Annotated in this window: 16 protein-coding genes and 1 tRNA gene; 8 read left to right on the forward strand and 9 right to left on the reverse strand. The window is 56.1% G+C overall.

Annotated elements, in window-relative coordinates:
- Positions 1-44 precede the first annotated feature (44 nt).
- Entirely contained in the window at positions 45-629 is a 585-nt protein-coding gene (locus tag AB5Z20_RS03380) for a flavodoxin domain-containing protein (protein ID WP_233543636.1), read from the reverse strand.
- A gap of 156 nt (positions 630-785) precedes the next feature.
- Between AB5Z20_RS03380 and AB5Z20_RS03385 the strand changes: the two genes are divergently transcribed.
- The 4 genes from AB5Z20_RS03385 to AB5Z20_RS03400 are packed head-to-tail and all read left to right on the forward strand — an operon-like array spanning position 786 to position 3,339.
- Positions 786-1,667, forward strand: a complete 882-nt coding sequence (locus AB5Z20_RS03385; RefSeq protein WP_368156229.1) for an aldose 1-epimerase family protein — start codon at positions 786-788, stop codon at positions 1,665-1,667.
- Positions 1,668-1,726: 59 nt separating this feature from the next.
- Positions 1,727-2,662, forward strand: a complete 936-nt coding sequence (locus AB5Z20_RS03390; RefSeq protein WP_368156230.1) for a hexose kinase — start codon at positions 1,727-1,729, stop codon at positions 2,660-2,662.
- Between the two features lie 9 nt (positions 2,663-2,671).
- Positions 2,672-2,833, forward strand: a complete 162-nt coding sequence (locus AB5Z20_RS03395) for a hypothetical protein (protein ID WP_368156232.1) — start codon at positions 2,672-2,674, stop codon at positions 2,831-2,833.
- A 32-nt stretch (positions 2,834-2,865) separates the two neighbouring features.
- Entirely contained in the window at positions 2,866-3,339 is a 474-nt protein-coding gene (locus AB5Z20_RS03400) for a YhcH/YjgK/YiaL family protein (protein ID WP_368156233.1), read from the forward strand.
- Positions 3,340-3,471: 132 nt separating this feature from the next.
- Here AB5Z20_RS03400 and AB5Z20_RS03405 read toward each other — a convergent pair whose 3' ends face one another.
- Together AB5Z20_RS03405 and AB5Z20_RS03410 are read right to left on the reverse strand one after the other, a co-directional pair.
- On the reverse strand, positions 3,472-3,837 hold the full coding sequence (locus tag AB5Z20_RS03405; protein ID WP_138374234.1) for a hypothetical protein: 366 nt from the start codon (positions 3,835-3,837) through the stop codon (positions 3,472-3,474).
- Positions 3,838-4,265: 428 nt separating this feature from the next.
- Positions 4,266-4,341, reverse strand: a tRNA-Thr gene (locus AB5Z20_RS03410).
- A 157-nt stretch (positions 4,342-4,498) separates the two neighbouring features.
- Between AB5Z20_RS03410 and AB5Z20_RS03415 the strand changes: the two genes are divergently transcribed.
- Positions 4,499-5,011: a PTS system mannose/fructose/N-acetylgalactosamine-transporter subunit IIB gene (locus tag AB5Z20_RS03415; protein ID WP_368130779.1), complete on the forward strand. Its 513-nt coding sequence runs from the start codon at positions 4,499-4,501 to the stop codon at positions 5,009-5,011.
- 317 nt (positions 5,012-5,328) lie between these two features.
- Here AB5Z20_RS03415 and AB5Z20_RS03420 read toward each other — a convergent pair whose 3' ends face one another.
- Positions 5,329-5,709 (reverse strand): transposase, encoded by a 381-nt coding sequence (locus AB5Z20_RS03420; RefSeq protein ID WP_368156234.1) that lies wholly within the window; start codon positions 5,707-5,709, stop codon positions 5,329-5,331.
- Positions 5,643-5,966, reverse strand: a complete 324-nt coding sequence (locus tag AB5Z20_RS03425; RefSeq protein ID WP_368156235.1) for a hypothetical protein — start codon at positions 5,964-5,966, stop codon at positions 5,643-5,645. Before AB5Z20_RS03425 ends, AB5Z20_RS03420 begins: the two co-directional genes overlap by 67 nt.
- A gap of 349 nt (positions 5,967-6,315) precedes the next feature.
- Here AB5Z20_RS03425 and AB5Z20_RS03430 point away from each other — a divergent pair, with 349 nt between their 5' ends.
- Positions 6,316-6,819 (forward strand): DUF5626 family protein, encoded by a 504-nt coding sequence (locus AB5Z20_RS03430; RefSeq protein ID WP_368131294.1) that lies wholly within the window; start codon positions 6,316-6,318, stop codon positions 6,817-6,819.
- Between the two features lie 506 nt (positions 6,820-7,325).
- Here the strand turns inward: AB5Z20_RS03430 and AB5Z20_RS09840 are convergent.
- Entirely contained in the window at positions 7,326-7,925 is a 600-nt protein-coding gene (locus tag AB5Z20_RS09840; protein ID WP_438265672.1) for a transposase, read from the reverse strand.
- A 63-nt stretch (positions 7,926-7,988) separates the two neighbouring features.
- A complete protein-coding gene (locus AB5Z20_RS03440; protein WP_368131293.1) occupies positions 7,989-9,041 on the reverse strand; it encodes an aldose epimerase family protein in 1,053 nt (350 codons plus the stop codon).
- Positions 9,042-9,246: 205 nt separating this feature from the next.
- Here AB5Z20_RS03440 and AB5Z20_RS03445 point away from each other — a divergent pair, with 205 nt between their 5' ends.
- On the forward strand, positions 9,247-10,011 hold the full coding sequence (locus AB5Z20_RS03445) for a DeoR/GlpR family DNA-binding transcription regulator (RefSeq protein WP_368156236.1): 765 nt from the start codon (positions 9,247-9,249) through the stop codon (positions 10,009-10,011).
- A gap of 272 nt (positions 10,012-10,283) precedes the next feature.
- Here the strand turns inward: AB5Z20_RS03445 and AB5Z20_RS03450 are convergent, their stop codons facing one another.
- Together AB5Z20_RS03450 and AB5Z20_RS03455 are read right to left on the reverse strand one after the other, a co-directional pair.
- Positions 10,284-11,003: a GntR family transcriptional regulator gene (locus AB5Z20_RS03450; protein ID WP_172678010.1), complete on the reverse strand. Its 720-nt coding sequence runs from the start codon at positions 11,001-11,003 to the stop codon at positions 10,284-10,286.
- Positions 11,004-11,075: 72 nt separating this feature from the next.
- Positions 11,076-11,996, reverse strand: a complete 921-nt coding sequence (locus AB5Z20_RS03455; protein WP_368156237.1) for a DUF7916 family protein — start codon at positions 11,994-11,996, stop codon at positions 11,076-11,078.
- A 356-nt stretch (positions 11,997-12,352) separates the two neighbouring features.
- On the opposite strand from AB5Z20_RS03455, the gene AB5Z20_RS03460 reads away from it, so the two are divergent.
- Positions 12,353-13,674: PTS transporter subunit EIIC (locus AB5Z20_RS03460; protein WP_368156239.1), on the forward strand; the 1,322-nt coding region annotated here is incomplete at its 3' end.

Genomic DNA, 13,674 nt, shown 5'->3' on the forward strand with positions numbered 1-13,674 from the left:
TCGGACCCGCCGTATGGGTTAAACGCTCAAAAGCACCTTAACAGTTACAGCTTGTTAGCGATCTTCTTTGCCGTGCGCTTGACGCCGGCCACCAGGCCTCCCGCAGGATGCTCCTTCTCGTAGGCTAGGCGCTTCTCGCGCTTGGCGTACTCTTCGACGATGATGTCGCCATACTCGTCTTCGATCTTGTCGAAGAAGTCGACGGCGCCCTTAATTTCCTCAGCGGTCGGGTGTCCCTTTTGGACACCGCCGGCGAGTTTGAACGGCCCCCACGTATCAAAGCCGGGACAGCCGTAGACGCCCATAAAGATGGCCTGCCTCATGCGGCAGATGCCATCGATATCCTTGCCGTACCACTTGTTTTTGCCACCGTAGGTCATAAGGCCAAACACCTTGTCCTGCGGCTGCAGCACGTTAGTGAGCACGCGTGCCATGTCCTTGTCGATCTCGGAGTAATAGATGCCCGTGGCGACACCGATCAGATGGTATTCGTGCAGGTTGGGATACTCGTTTTTACCGAGCGCCTTGACGTCGAGGGTATCGATCTCGGGATGTGCCTCGACGATGGCGTCCACGAGCTTTTTCGTATTGCCGTGGTGGCGTGAGGCATAAAGGATGATGGTTCGCATAAGAAGGCCTTTCAGCTGTAATTGCATCAATGTCTGTATGGTACCCCGTTGCATGGCTGGGATACCGGACGCATCGATGAACGTGCGGGTTTGTCCTTTGGTCAGGGCCGAGACGGGTTCTTGCGAGCAAAAAGCAGTTGTTCGAAAGGATGGGCAATGGAATACGCTCTTTCCAACGATTCGATTTCTATTAAGGTTTCCACAGCCGGTGGCTCATTCACCTCAATCGAGGCCGACGGTCGCGAGTATCTGTGGCAGGGCGATCCTGCCGTGTGGTCCGGCCAGGCGCCGATCTGCTTCCCGATTTGCGGTGGTCTGCGCGATGGCAATGCCATGACGTTCGCCGGACATCATGTGAAGCTCGCTCGCCACGGGTTTGCGCGCAAGCAGGAGTGGAAGCTGCTGAGCCAGAGCGAGAACGAACTGGCGATGTGCCTGGCTTCGGAGGATAACGCCGCATTGCTGAGCGATTATCCGTATCCGTTTAAGCTCGTTGCCCGCTATACGCTCGAGGGCGCTGCCGTGCGCGTCTCCTACGAGGTGACCAACGAGGGCACCGAAGACATGCCGTTCTTTATTGGCGGACATCCCGGCTTTAGGTGCCCGCTCGACGAGGGTGAGGCCTATACGGACTACGAGCTGCGTTTTGAGAAGGACGAGGCCGCGGAGCTTTGCACCGCCGTTCCCTCGACCGGTTTGATCGACGTGGCCAACCGCTCTAAGAACCCCATGGTGGGAAAGACCCTGCCGCTGTCACATGAGCTCTTCGATTTTGCGGAGACCATCTTTGACGTGCTCGAGAGCCGCCAGGTTACCCTTTCCAAGAAGGGCGAGGACAAGGGCGTTCGCCTGAGCTTTGAGGGCTTCCCGTACCTCATTGTGTGGAGCAAGCCCGAGGGCGATTTTGTGGCGGTTGAGCCTTGGGGCGGCCTTTCGACCTGCTCTGATGAGGATGACGTGCTTGAACATAAGCGCGGCTGCCTTGTCGCCAAGCCCAAGGAGACCGTCGTGCGTTCGTTCACGATTGAGATCCTGTAATTCCGTTTTGTCGACTCGTATCGCGAGGCACAAGGAGCCTGCGAGATAAGGAGCTAAAAATGATCCTCACCGTTACGATGAACCCGTCCGTCGATACGCGCTATCAGCTCGATGAGCTCGTCATCGACGACGTCAACCGCGTAACGCCCGAAAAGACCGCCGGCGGCAAGGGCCTCAACGTGGCTCGTGTCCTGGGCCAGCTGGGCGACGACGTGGTGGCCACCGGCCTGCTCGGCGGCCACATGGGCGCCTACATGGCAGAGCTCATGGATGCCAACGGCATCAAGAACGACTTTGTGCCTATCAAGGACGAGACCCGTATTTGCCTCAACATCCTCCACGCCGGCAACCAGACCGAGCTGCTCGAGAGCGGCCCGACGATTGCCCCCGAGGAGCTCGATGCCTTTACCGCCAAGTTTACCGAGCTTGCGGGCAAAGCCGATGTCGTCACCATCTCGGGTTCGCTGCCCCGCGGCGTCGAGGCGGACTACTATGCCAAGATCACGGGCATTGCCGAGAACGCCGGCGCCAAGGTGCTGCTCGATACCTCGGGTGCTTCGCTCGAGGCCGCCCTCAAGTCTGAGGTCAAGCCCGAGCTGGTCAAGCCTAACCTGACCGAGATCAACGGCCTTCTGGGCACGAGCTTTACCACCGACGATGTGGATGAGCTCCGCGCGGCGCTTGCCTCCGACGCCCGCTTCTCCGATATCCCCTGGGTCGTCGTGTCCATGGGCGCTGCCGGTTCCGTGGGCTTCCACAACGGCCGTGCGTTCCGCGCCAAGACGCCCGATATCCCGGCTGTTAACGCCACGGGTTCCGGTGACTCCACCATCGCCGGCTTTGCGCATGCCATCGCTGCCGGTGCAGACGACGAGACGGTGCTGCGTACCGCCAACACCTGCGGCAAGCTCAATGCCATGGATCCAATGACCGGCCATTTGGTCATGGACCGTTGGGACGAGGTCTACAACGGTGTTGTCGTAACCGAGCTGTAAGAGTTTGGGTTGCGCCTCGGTATTGCTCGCTCCTTGTTTGTCCGTGTGGACGACAAGTGCGGTAGCATTATGCCGGGGCGCGACGCCGACTTTGTCGTGTTCAATCCCGACCTTACCCTGGTCGAGACGTATGTGGGCGGCAACAGCGTCGGTAACGCGTTTACCGAGTAGCCGCCAAAGAAGCGATCCGAAAGGGGATTTAGATGATTTACGGTGCACTGGGCGATATCGAGGAATACCGCGGTATGCTCAAGGGTCTCGACGTGCTGATCGATTGGCTCAAGGAGAACGACCCGGCGGAGCTCGAGGTCGGCAGCCATCCGATTCTGGGCGACAAGGTCTTTGCGAACGTCATGGCTCCCACGACGCGTCCCGAGGCCGAGGCTCACTACGAGACGCATCAGCGCTATCACGACCTGCAGATCGACGTCGAGGGTCGCGAGGCCTTTAAGGTTGCCACGGGCAGCCTGACGCTGGTCCAGGAGTTTGACGAGAAGGACGACTACGATCTGGTCGATTCCGACGCCTCGATCGCCGGCGATCTGGCCGACGACAAGTTCGCCCTGTTCGTTGCCGGCGAGCCTCACATGCCCACGCTCGAGTTCCCGGGCGATGGCGCACAGCCGGTCAAGAAGATCTGCTTTAAGCTGCTTGCAGATGCTTACTGGGAAGAGTAACGCGCTGCTCGGCTGAGCTGTTCGTCTGATGGCGTGATTCCCCTAGGGATATCACGCTAGGACCCCGCCAAACGTGTTTCCCTAGGGGAATCACGTTTGGCGGGGTTTTCTGTTTTTGAATAGGGAAGCTGTTTATTTGCGAAGAACATCGGCTAGCCGCAGGATTGAAATCATCGACCGATAAGTGAGTTCCACCTTTTCGCCCGCAAGCAGTCGTTTCGAGCCAATCTCATCTAGCCCCACAAGCCGAGAGAACAGCGGGCCGCTCATCGTGCCCTCGTCAATTGATTCCCTTATGGTCTTCAAAACGTCCGTATCATGAAGCGATGCCGAGCTGTAGGGGGCAACACGAGCGGAACTCTCAATTAACGACGAGACAAAAGGATGGAGATGCTTTGGACATAGTCCATCAAACACCACATCCCCATTGTCATCCGAGCCGACCAGGCGCCAAGTATAATGATCGACCCAGTCATCTCCGTCATATATGGCGTCCATGAGCAACTTCCCGTCTAGAGAGAGAAACCTATTTGGACATCGGGGCGCAAGACCGCAATCCATATCGGGCCTGCAGCAGCTCCAACCCAACGCACCACATAGGTTCCCTTTCGTACATGTGTATCAATCTGCCCCGAAATGCCGGTGAATGCAATTCCAGACCCGTTTGTCGGATAGCAATCGACGTATTTTGTTTTCCGCTCACAACCTTGTATAGATATATCGTTTCAGCAAAAGAGAAGGTATCGTGGCTATTTTAAATCTATATGGCCAATTCGAGCCCTCACCATGGCAATTGTTGCAGCTGGGTTTCTTTTCATTAAAATTTCACTTTGGTAAATCCCCGCCCCCTAAGCATTAAATCCGAAGTCCACCGAGTGGGCGAATCGGCAACAAAAAAGCCGCCCGAAGGCGGCTATCTTGTGCAATGGAGCCAGCGACCGGGCTCGAACCGGTGACCCCCGCTTTACGAGAGCGGTGCTCTACCAACTGAGCTACGCTGGCGGCCATGTGGTGACGCAACTGAGACGTCAACGGCTGTCTATGATACGGGACATCGCACATCCGTGCAAGTGTTCTGACGGCTTTTCTCACTTTAAATGCACTAATATTGGAGACGTGATGTCTCGCTCTTACGAGTCTCAAACAGAATGGGACTGCCATGGCTCAACCCAAGATCCTTCTCACGCGTATCGATGACCGGTTTATTTACGGGCAAGACGTCGAGCTGTGGAACGAGGCTATGGGTTCCAACCTCGTCCTAATCGTCAACGACGAGATTGCGGCGGATTCGCGCAAGTGGGCGCCTATGAGGGTCGCGGCGCCCGAGGGCGTGTGGACGCGGTTTTTCTCGGTGCAAAGGACCATCGACATCATTCATACCGCAACGCCGCGCCAATGGATTCTCATCATGGTGGCGTCGCCCGCGGATGCGCTCGCGCTGGTCAAGGGCGGTGTGCCCATTACCAAGATCAGTATCGGTCACATGCAAGCAGGGGAGGGCAAGCGTCCCGCGACGCCCACAGTTGCCGTAGACGACACAGACGTCGCCGCCTTCAAAGAGCTGCAAGAACTCGGCATAGAGCTAGAAATCCGCTCCCTCCCCAGCTCCAATCCCGACCCCATTCAACTAGTCGTTGGGGACACCCTTGGCACTTGGGGACGTTCCTTTTAATATGAGCAGGACATTGTCAAGAGGCAAAATCGGGCCTGGCCCCAACGATATGGGGTCAGGCCCTCTCCCTATATCAACCCGTCCGCGGCGACCTCGGCGTGTCTTCCCGACGCTCGTCTTTGCAGTTTAATATCCGCCCGCGGCGATCTCTCGCCGGGCAATCCGTTGCTACGGCTGAGGCTTCTTCGTCGAACCGACAGTCTGCGCACGCGTGTGGCGCCCTGGGCGCTCGCAGAAAAGGGACCTGAGGTTCGCCTCAACGGCTTCGGATCAAACCGCTTCCGGGGTGATCGGCTTATGTGCGGGGGACCGGCCCCCTACGCCTCCTCGGCCATGAGGCCGACCGCCCACACCCAGCTGGCGAGCTCGCGCGCCGTGGCCACGTTCGCCTTGTTGCCGTGGACCCCGCGCGCGAGCAGGGCCTCGCGCCTCTCGACCAGCCTCCGCACGCCCTTGGCGTGGCTCCGGGCGCCCCGGTCCGGGTCCTGGCCCTTGGCGAGGCCCTTCGGCCGAGCGGAGCACGTCAGGTAGTGCCACGCGGCCTCGACCAGCGCCTTCCTCAGGTGCTTGTTGCCCGCCTTGGTGATCGCGCCCCTGCGGTCGCTCTCCCCGCTGGAGTGCTCGGAGGGCGTCAGGCCGACCCATGCGGCGAACGACCGGGCGTTCCCGAACCTCGAGAACTCGCCGGCCTCGAACACGAGGTCATCTTCGAGACGGCGCCGACCACGCAGTCAACCCCCAGGCCGGAAAGCCTCTTCTGCAGGTCGAAGCCCGTGACCCCGGACTCGTACACGCACCTGGCCCCGGGGTCCACGGAACGGACCCACTCCGCGACGGCGCCGGCGTCGTAGCCGAAGGTCGCGGCACGTACCTCCCCGGTCATGACGTCGAGGGAGACGGCCTTTATCGAACGGGCGTGGACGTCGAGGCCGATGAAGGTGGTAGCATCGAGCATGGGAGCCCCTTCCATGAATGCGGCGTGGCCGCCACGGTTGGATTGGACACTCACCATTGTCGGCCTAATCCGCGGTCTTTCATGCAGCAGGGGCTCTCAATGTTTTTATGTCCTGCTCATATCGTCTCTGCCGGGCGGCGAAAGAGCGCGCCCAACGCCCAGCCGTTTAAGAGCGCCCCCGATACATAGTTGTCGAACCTGGTCGTCTGTTGATAAAAAAGAAACCGCTAACGGACAAAATGGCGCCTTTTGCGGATTAGTCGCTGTGCCGGAAAAATAATTGTCAGAACCAGGCGATAATTAAATTGCCGCGGCTGTCGTTACATATGACACGTGACAGGAGGACATGATGAAAAAAATGCCCAAGTTGTTGTTAGCAATGGTTGTCCTATTTTTCGCCACCGGATTTATTTTATTGCCCTCCGCAAATGCTTCTGAGTATTTGACGCCCGCCGACGCATGCTTCGATTTGAATGATGGACCGAAACAAGAACGTACTATCGAGCTGCCAGATGGCTCTACAGGTGTTTTTGGGATAGAGAAAGAGCAAGCTGATGTTGCCCCGATTTGGGACGGCTACTACAACGCTACTGATGGGAATTGGAAGGTTTACTTCTATACTGGAGTGCTCGATGCTGAGTACTGGATATCAATCAAGAACTACAACATTACATCATGGTGGGGCCATAAGGCATCTTCCGTTGGTGCTGCCTTATCGAATTTCAGTAAGAGTTTTTCTTCCAAACGAACAAAGTGGAGCTTTCTTTTTACCGGTGTAGGCGGTATGGCGTCTGCGACTTATACTCTTGGAGCTGAAATAAATGGCTCCCGACTGCACACATATCTAGCGTGATTCAATATGGGCGTGTTGGGTAAGATCAACATTGGCGGAGAGGTTTCCCTCCTGGCTATAGTTCTGGTTGAGGTCGGAATCACCGCTGCGGTGATCTATCTCGTTTACAAGTTGATAAAGGCTCTCAAAAAGGTTATTGAACGAACCAAACAAGAGTAGGCGGTCATCCCGCTTGATTTCGAACCCATTTCAGCGGGTGCCATCCTCTCTGTCTGCTTCTCTGTGGGCGGAGAGGATTTTTCTATGACTGAGACCGCATCAGCGCCAAATCCACGCCTATCCTCGACCCGTCAACTGGGGACGTTCCTTTCCAGCCGGTGCTTGGGGAGACTCCTTGCCACCCGGTCGTCGTGGATGTTCTTAAACGACTAGCGATCGGGGACAGCCCTTGCCGATTGGCCGGTTTGCCGTCCGGGTTGGCAAGGACTGTCCTTTTAATATGAGCAGGACATTGTCAAGAGGCAAAATCGGGCCTGGCCCCAACGATATGGGGTCAGGCCCCCTCCCTATATCAGCCCGTCCGCGGCGACCTCGGCGTGTCTTTCCGACGCTCGTCTTTGCAGTTTAATATCCGCCCGCGGCGATCTCTCGCCGGGCAATCCGTTGCTACGGCTGAGGCTTCTTCGTCGAACCGACAGTCTGCGCACGCGTGTGGCGCCCTGGGCGCTCGCAGAAAAGGGACCTGAGGTTCGCCTCAACGGCTTCGGATACAACCGCTTCCGGGGTGATCGGCTTATGTGCGGGGGAACGCCCCCCCTACGCCTCCTCGGCCATGAGGCCGACCGCCCATACCCAGCAGGCGAGCACGCGCGCCGTGGCGACGCTCTGCCGTGGACCCCGCGCGCGAGCAGGGCCTCGCGCCTCTCGACCAGCCTCCGCACGCCCTTGGCGTGGCTCCGGGCGCCCCGGTCCGGGTCCTGGCCCTTGGCGAGGCCCTTCGGCCGAGCGGAGCACGTCGGGTAGTGCCACGCGGCCTCGACCAGAGCCTTCCTCAGGTGCTTGTTGCCGGCCTTGGTGATCGCGCCCCTGCTGTCGCTCTTCCCGCTGGAGTGCTCGGAGGGCGTCAGGCCGACCCACGCCGCGAACGAGCGTGCGTTCGACTGGATAGAAAAACGCCCGTCGGCGGTGGTGCCGGCGGGCGCTGCTGTGCGATATGTTGCGTTGTGGGCTTAGTGCCTCATAAAGTGGTACTCGATCACATTGCTATAGGGGTGACCCGGGCCCACAATGCCCTGCGGGAACAGCGGCTGGTGCGGCGTGTCGGGGTACATCTCTGCCTCGAGGGCAAAGCCAGCGCCCCAGCCATAGTTGGCATCGTCCTTGGCATGTTCGTCGCCCAGCCAGTTGCCGGTGTAGAGCTGCACGCCCGGGGCGGTGGTGTAGTAGTCCAGCTCACGACCGGTCCACATCTCCTCGACGTGCATCGCGCGGCGCAGATTACGGCCGTACTGATAGCCATCGATGCACAGGCAGTGGTCGTAGCCACGGGCTTGCTTAATCTGCGGGTCGTCGGCCTCCATGCCAGGCGCGACGGGGTGCAGCTCACGGAAGTCAAACGGCGTGCCTTCGACCGGAGCGATCTCGCCGGTGGGGATGTTCTGCTCGTTGATGGGCAGGTAGTGGGCAGCGTTAGCAACAAAGAAGTGCTCACAGTCCATTCCGGCGTTATGGCCGGCAAGGTTAAAGTACGTGTGGTTGGTCATGGCCACGTAGGTGGCGCGGTCGCTCTCGCAGCCGTATTCGATACGGAAGCAGCCGGTGCGCGTCACGGTAAACACGGCCGTAAAGGTGCGGTTGCCGGGCAGGCCCAGCTCGCCATCCTCAAGCGAGGTGGTCATGCGCACGGCATTGTGGACCTCGTCGAGCTCAACATCCCATACGCGCTTGTGCAGGCCGTGCTCAAGATCGCTGTGCAGGTTGTTGACGCCCTCGTTGGCCGGCATATGCCAGTCCGTGCCGTCGATGGTGATCGTGGCGCCCGCGGTGCGGTTTGCCACGGGGCCGATGGTCGCGCCAAAGCAGGCGGGGTTGTCAAAGTAATCCTCGAGCTTATCGAAGCCCAGCACCACATCGCGCACGTTGCCGGGAATGTCGGGCACATCGATACCCAACACGGTGGCGCCATAGTCCATAATGCGAACGCAGATCTCGGGCCCGTTGAGGGTGTAACGATGAACGGGGGTACCGCACGGCGCGGTGCCGAAAAGCTCGGAAGTGATCATTTGGTTCCTAACATCGAGGTATTTCCGACAAACTGTAGCGCGAACAGGCGAGATTATCACTACACCCCACTAAAGCAGGGGGTATTTTTCTCAAAAAAGTGATGATTAGAGCTGTGCGGGCGTTCATTTCTGACGCGCGCGAGTCTGATACAATTTGTTCGTTATTGTTTGAATTGACGTGAGCGTGGAACAGCGAGGACTCATCGTGATTAAAGCGGAGCGACAGGATAAGGTTCGGCAGCTGCTCGAGGAACAGGGAACGGTCTCGGTCAAGGAGATTTCGGATGCGTTAGGTGTCTCGGATATGACGATCCGCCGTGACCTTGAGGAGCTTGCGAGCCTGGGCGAGATCGAGCGCGTGCACGGCGGAGCCCGCAGTGCACAGGGCCGTCCACACGCTATGCTGCGCCATGAGTATTCGCACAGCGAAAAGCGCACGAAGCATGCCGAGGAAAAGTTGCAGATTGCGCGCCGTTCTGTGGAGCTTATCGAGGAAGGCTCGACCATCTTTTTGGGCACGGGCACCACGGTTGAGCAGATGGCCTCGATGCTGCCGGCGTTTCGCCTGCGCATTGTGACCAATTCGCTTTCGGTGTTTAACCTGCTCGAGGCGCGCGAAGACTGCGAACTGTGCCTGGTGGGCGGCGTGTACCGCCGCCGCACTGCCGCCTTTGTGGGCCCCACGGCCGAGGATACCTTGCGTGCGCTGGGCATCGATGCAGCCTTTATCGGTGCCAACGGCATTTTGGACGGCGACGTGTCTACGTCTAACATGGAAGAGGGCCGCATCCAGCAGCTCGCCTTTAGCAAGGCCGACTCGCGCTATCTGATTGCCGACTCCAGCAAGATCGGCAAGCGCGACTTCTACACCTTCTGTCGCCTGGACAGTTTGGACGCCGTGGTGTGCGAGCCGAGTATCTCGGTCGAGGACCGCGCCGCCATCGAGGAGCACACACAGGTCATCTGCTAGCTAACGCTACGGGATTGCCAACAGGCGATGCGGGAGGACTTTTACCTCCTGTCATTGTGGAAACCAGCGCGTCAGCGCTACGCAATATGACGCGCAAATGAGGACCCCACAATCAAATCGTCTCAACCTGTAACATCTAGACGTCCAAAACCGGTCTAAGTGTTACAGATTGAGACAATTCGGCGGGGTCTACCTTGTTTGTCTCGATCTGTAACGGTTAGGACTTAAAAACTCGGCTACGTGTTACAGATCGAGACAAAAGAAAAAGAACATTAGGACTTGAAAATAAAGTTTTGATAAGGGATTCGCCCAGTTAAGACGGTGCGGCAGACAATTGAGATTAGTTTGCCTCCGGAGTCGTAAGCATAATGAGTCAGTTCGATGACCGGAAGTTTTGCAACACCATAATTACTGGCTTCGGAATCGCTAAGCTGACGTGCTCTATAGCTTTCCCTAACAGATTGGATAGACTTGGACAAGTCGTCCATGATTCTGCTAAATGCCTGAAAATCTAACTGGTTATTCGGAACGCGCGACTTTGAAATGAAGAACGTATCAGCGCCTATGAAGCTGCCTTCAAGTTCGTAGGTCAATTCAAGACGCTGAATTTCATCGCGACTTTGACATCCAAATTGTTGGAGCATCATTACGGAAATTGGACGACCTGATGTGAGGCCGCCGAAATGTTTGGTGATGGCATCCGGATCAACGCCATCGCAATGGCTTGCAAAGTCAAAGTCTAAAAGTGAATTGAGCTCGCTAACGCGTTTCGGTGCAACAAACGACCCCTTACCTTGGATTCGATAGATACTTCCACGACGCTCCAGCTCACTCATGGCAAGTCGGACGGTTGTTCTGCTTACGGCGTATTCGTCGCAGAGTTCCATTTCTGTTGGAAGTTTATCGTCTGCTTGATATTCATCGACGATCTGCTTGAGCAGCGCGTCGGTGAGCTGTAAATAGAGTGGCCGTTTTTCGTGTGTATCGAGCATTAGAGCCTCAGTTTGCATGTTGGTTATACCTGATGGTTGCCTCAGTCGGGATGTAACGTGGGCAAGGTAACCTTAACGTATCACAGAGCGGCTCAGCATGACGATCTGATGCCTGTATCCACGAAGGGCTTGTCCGAGCGTGAAGATATTCTGGGGCAGGCAAATACCGTTCATGGAGTCCCCGATATGTTGGAGGTCAGCGCCGGCTGCTTTTGCTGCAAGGCCTATTTTCTTAATGGTCTCGCTGTCGCAGGAGTCTTGACTCGTCCCGTTCGCCGCCATGACGAGAACCTTCTCTTCAATTGACTTGCCTACGTTGTGGGATCGTACAAAGTCTACGATGGCGCGCAGGTCTGCTTCTTGGAAGCAAGGGACGGTGTAGGGGGCTGGTACGAGAAGGATATCGACGCCGAGGTCAACAAACTTGCGCGCAATTTCGAGCGTCATGACAGGTTCCGCAACGCCTGCTCCATGCATTTTTCCGGCTATGATCAGGCCATTGAAATGCTCTTTGGAGAGTTTGATCGAATGGGCGATTGCATCGTTGGAGACGCCAGTTCCAGGGTTGCCTGTGAGGCAAATAAAATCAAATCCGAGTTCGTTTGCCTTTTCTAAGGTCTTGGGAGAGACGCGACGACCCATGGGGATTTCCGTACGGGATTCAGACATCTCTGCCTCGTTATCAACTGGCTCCAGATTGACGCCAATGGGCCTTCCGCATGCTCGCTTCACCCAAGTGACCGGGTTTTCATTGAGATCATCTGGAATACCGGCAATAACTGGATCGAACACATCGAGCGCGTTAAACAGAAGCAGGTCGGCACCTGCGGCACGTTCGATTTCTGCATTAGTAACGCCGCCGAGAAATTGGGAAGAGGGTACGTTTTCCGCCATGATGGTACGTCCCTCGGAAGCCAGAATTGCCTGCTTTAGATCCATGGGTGACGTGGCGGCAAAATCGGATGCGGACATGTTCAGTAATCGTTTGGGCATTGTTACTTCCTTTGACTAGAACGACAGGCTTGTGACATTGTCTCTAATATTGTTACAACAATATATTCAATATGTTATATCCAATCGGTGAACGGTTGCAAGCTTATTGTATTGCTCGGAAAAAATAGCCTTTAGCTGGGAAAACCTTAAATTAATCAACTACCGTTCGCCGAATAAGTATTTGAATTCTTGACATATCGACAAAGCGGAAAAAGAATTGGTTATGACAAATCGCGCAAATGATATTACATTTCGCACAAGAACGTATTCACTTACATAAGTGGATACAAACGGGGACGACGACGGTTGAGTCCGGATAAATCGTTGTGTGCCCGGGAATCATGAAAGGATGTGTTATGGACGCTATCGTCAAATTCCTTGAAAAACACCAGCCTCTATTCGACAAAATCTCGAGGAACATTTATCTGGTGGCGATTAAGGATGGCTTTCTCTCGAATATGCCAATTGTGCTGTTCTCGAGCCTGTTCCTTCTTCTTTCGACGCTCCCTGCCTATGTAGGCATCACGCTTCCGTCTGAGGTGCTGGATTTCTTCAATAAAATCTATGCATATACCATGGGACTTCTTGGCATTATGGTGGCCGGCACCACGGCGAGCTCACTTGCCATGTCGATGAACCGTCGCATGCCTTCGGGTAAATCTCTCAACCCCACCTCGTGCATGGTTTGTGCCATGTGCGGCATGCTCTTGCTATCGGTGACGAACGATGTTGTCTCGATTGGCGGAGCAGATACATCTGTTTTTGAAACCGGCTATATGGGAACTAAGGGTTTTCTCGCTGCGTTCGTAGCCGCATTCTTGACCGTTAATATCTATAAGGTGTGCATTAGCCATAATGTGACGATCAAGCTTCCCAAAGAGGTCCCTGGCTCTATTGCGCAGAGTTTTCGCGATATCTTTGCATTTGGGTTTTCGATCCTTGCGTGCGCTTTTATCGATCTTGCGAGCCGCAAGCTGCTTGCTGTGCCGTTCGCCAATTTGGTATCCGCTCTCATCTCGCCGCTGTTCTCCGCGGTCGACACCTATCCTGGCATGGCGCTTATCGAAGGCGCGGTCGCACTTTTCCAATTTATGGGTATCCACGGTGCTTCGGTTGTCATGAGTCCGATTAATGCTGCGCTCTACGGCAATACCGTTACCAATCTTGAGGTTTTCCAAGCAGGTGGACATCCGTCAATTGCTCTCACGCAGGACTTTACAAGCTTCATCGGCGGTCTGGGCGGTTCTGGCTGCACGTTCATCGTTCCTATTATCCTGATCATGTTTATGCGCTCCAAGCAGCTTAAAGCCATGGGCAAGGCATCGATTATCCCGGTGATTTTTGGAGTTAACGAGCCCGTTATCTTCGGTATGCCGATTGTTCTCAATCCCTATATGTTCGTGCCCTTCCTAGTGGCTCCTATGGTCAACGCCATTATCGGTAAATTTTTCATTGACGTCATTGGAATGAACGCCCCCATGTATACCATGCCGTGGGCGCTTCCCGGCCCAATTGGTGCGTTCCTCACCACGGGTCTCGATCTGCGTTCTCTCGTATTGATGGCAGTGCTGTTGGTCGTCGACTTTGTGATTTACTATCCGTCCTTGATTATCAACTTCAACCGAACACCTCCCACATTCATCCGCACATGTGCGGATGAATGTGGGAACCCGATACC

It is taken from the genome of Collinsella aerofaciens (assembly GCF_040910245.1).
GTDB lineage: Bacteria > Actinomycetota > Coriobacteriia > Coriobacteriales > Coriobacteriaceae > Collinsella.

Coding starts and splice junctions, on each gene's coding strand:
- AB5Z20_RS03380 (WP_233543636.1), bottom strand. CDS start 629: ATGCGAACCATCATCCTTTATGCCTCACGCCACCACGGCAATACGAAA.
- AB5Z20_RS03385 (WP_368156229.1), top strand. CDS start 786: ATGGAATACGCTCTTTCCAACGATTCGATTTCTATTAAGGTTTCCACA.
- AB5Z20_RS03390 (WP_368156230.1), top strand. CDS start 1,727: ATGATCCTCACCGTTACGATGAACCCGTCCGTCGATACGCGCTATCAG.
- AB5Z20_RS03400 (WP_368156233.1), top strand. CDS start 2,866: ATGATTTACGGTGCACTGGGCGATATCGAGGAATACCGCGGTATGCTC.
- AB5Z20_RS03405 (WP_138374234.1), bottom strand. CDS start 3,837: ATGGACGCCATATATGACGGAGATGACTGGGTCGATCATTATACTTGG.
- AB5Z20_RS03415 (WP_368130779.1), top strand. CDS start 4,499: ATGGCTCAACCCAAGATCCTTCTCACGCGTATCGATGACCGGTTTATT.
- AB5Z20_RS03425 (WP_368156235.1), bottom strand. CDS start 5,966: ATGCTCGATGCTACCACCTTCATCGGCCTCGACGTCCACGCCCGTTCG.
- AB5Z20_RS03430 (WP_368131294.1), top strand. CDS start 6,316: ATGAAAAAAATGCCCAAGTTGTTGTTAGCAATGGTTGTCCTATTTTTC.
- AB5Z20_RS03440 (WP_368131293.1), bottom strand. CDS start 9,041: ATGATCACTTCCGAGCTTTTCGGCACCGCGCCGTGCGGTACCCCCGTT.
- AB5Z20_RS03450 (WP_172678010.1), bottom strand. CDS start 11,003: ATGCTCGATACACACGAAAAACGGCCACTCTATTTACAGCTCACCGAC.
- AB5Z20_RS03455 (WP_368156237.1), bottom strand. CDS start 11,996: ATGCCCAAACGATTACTGAACATGTCCGCATCCGATTTTGCCGCCACG.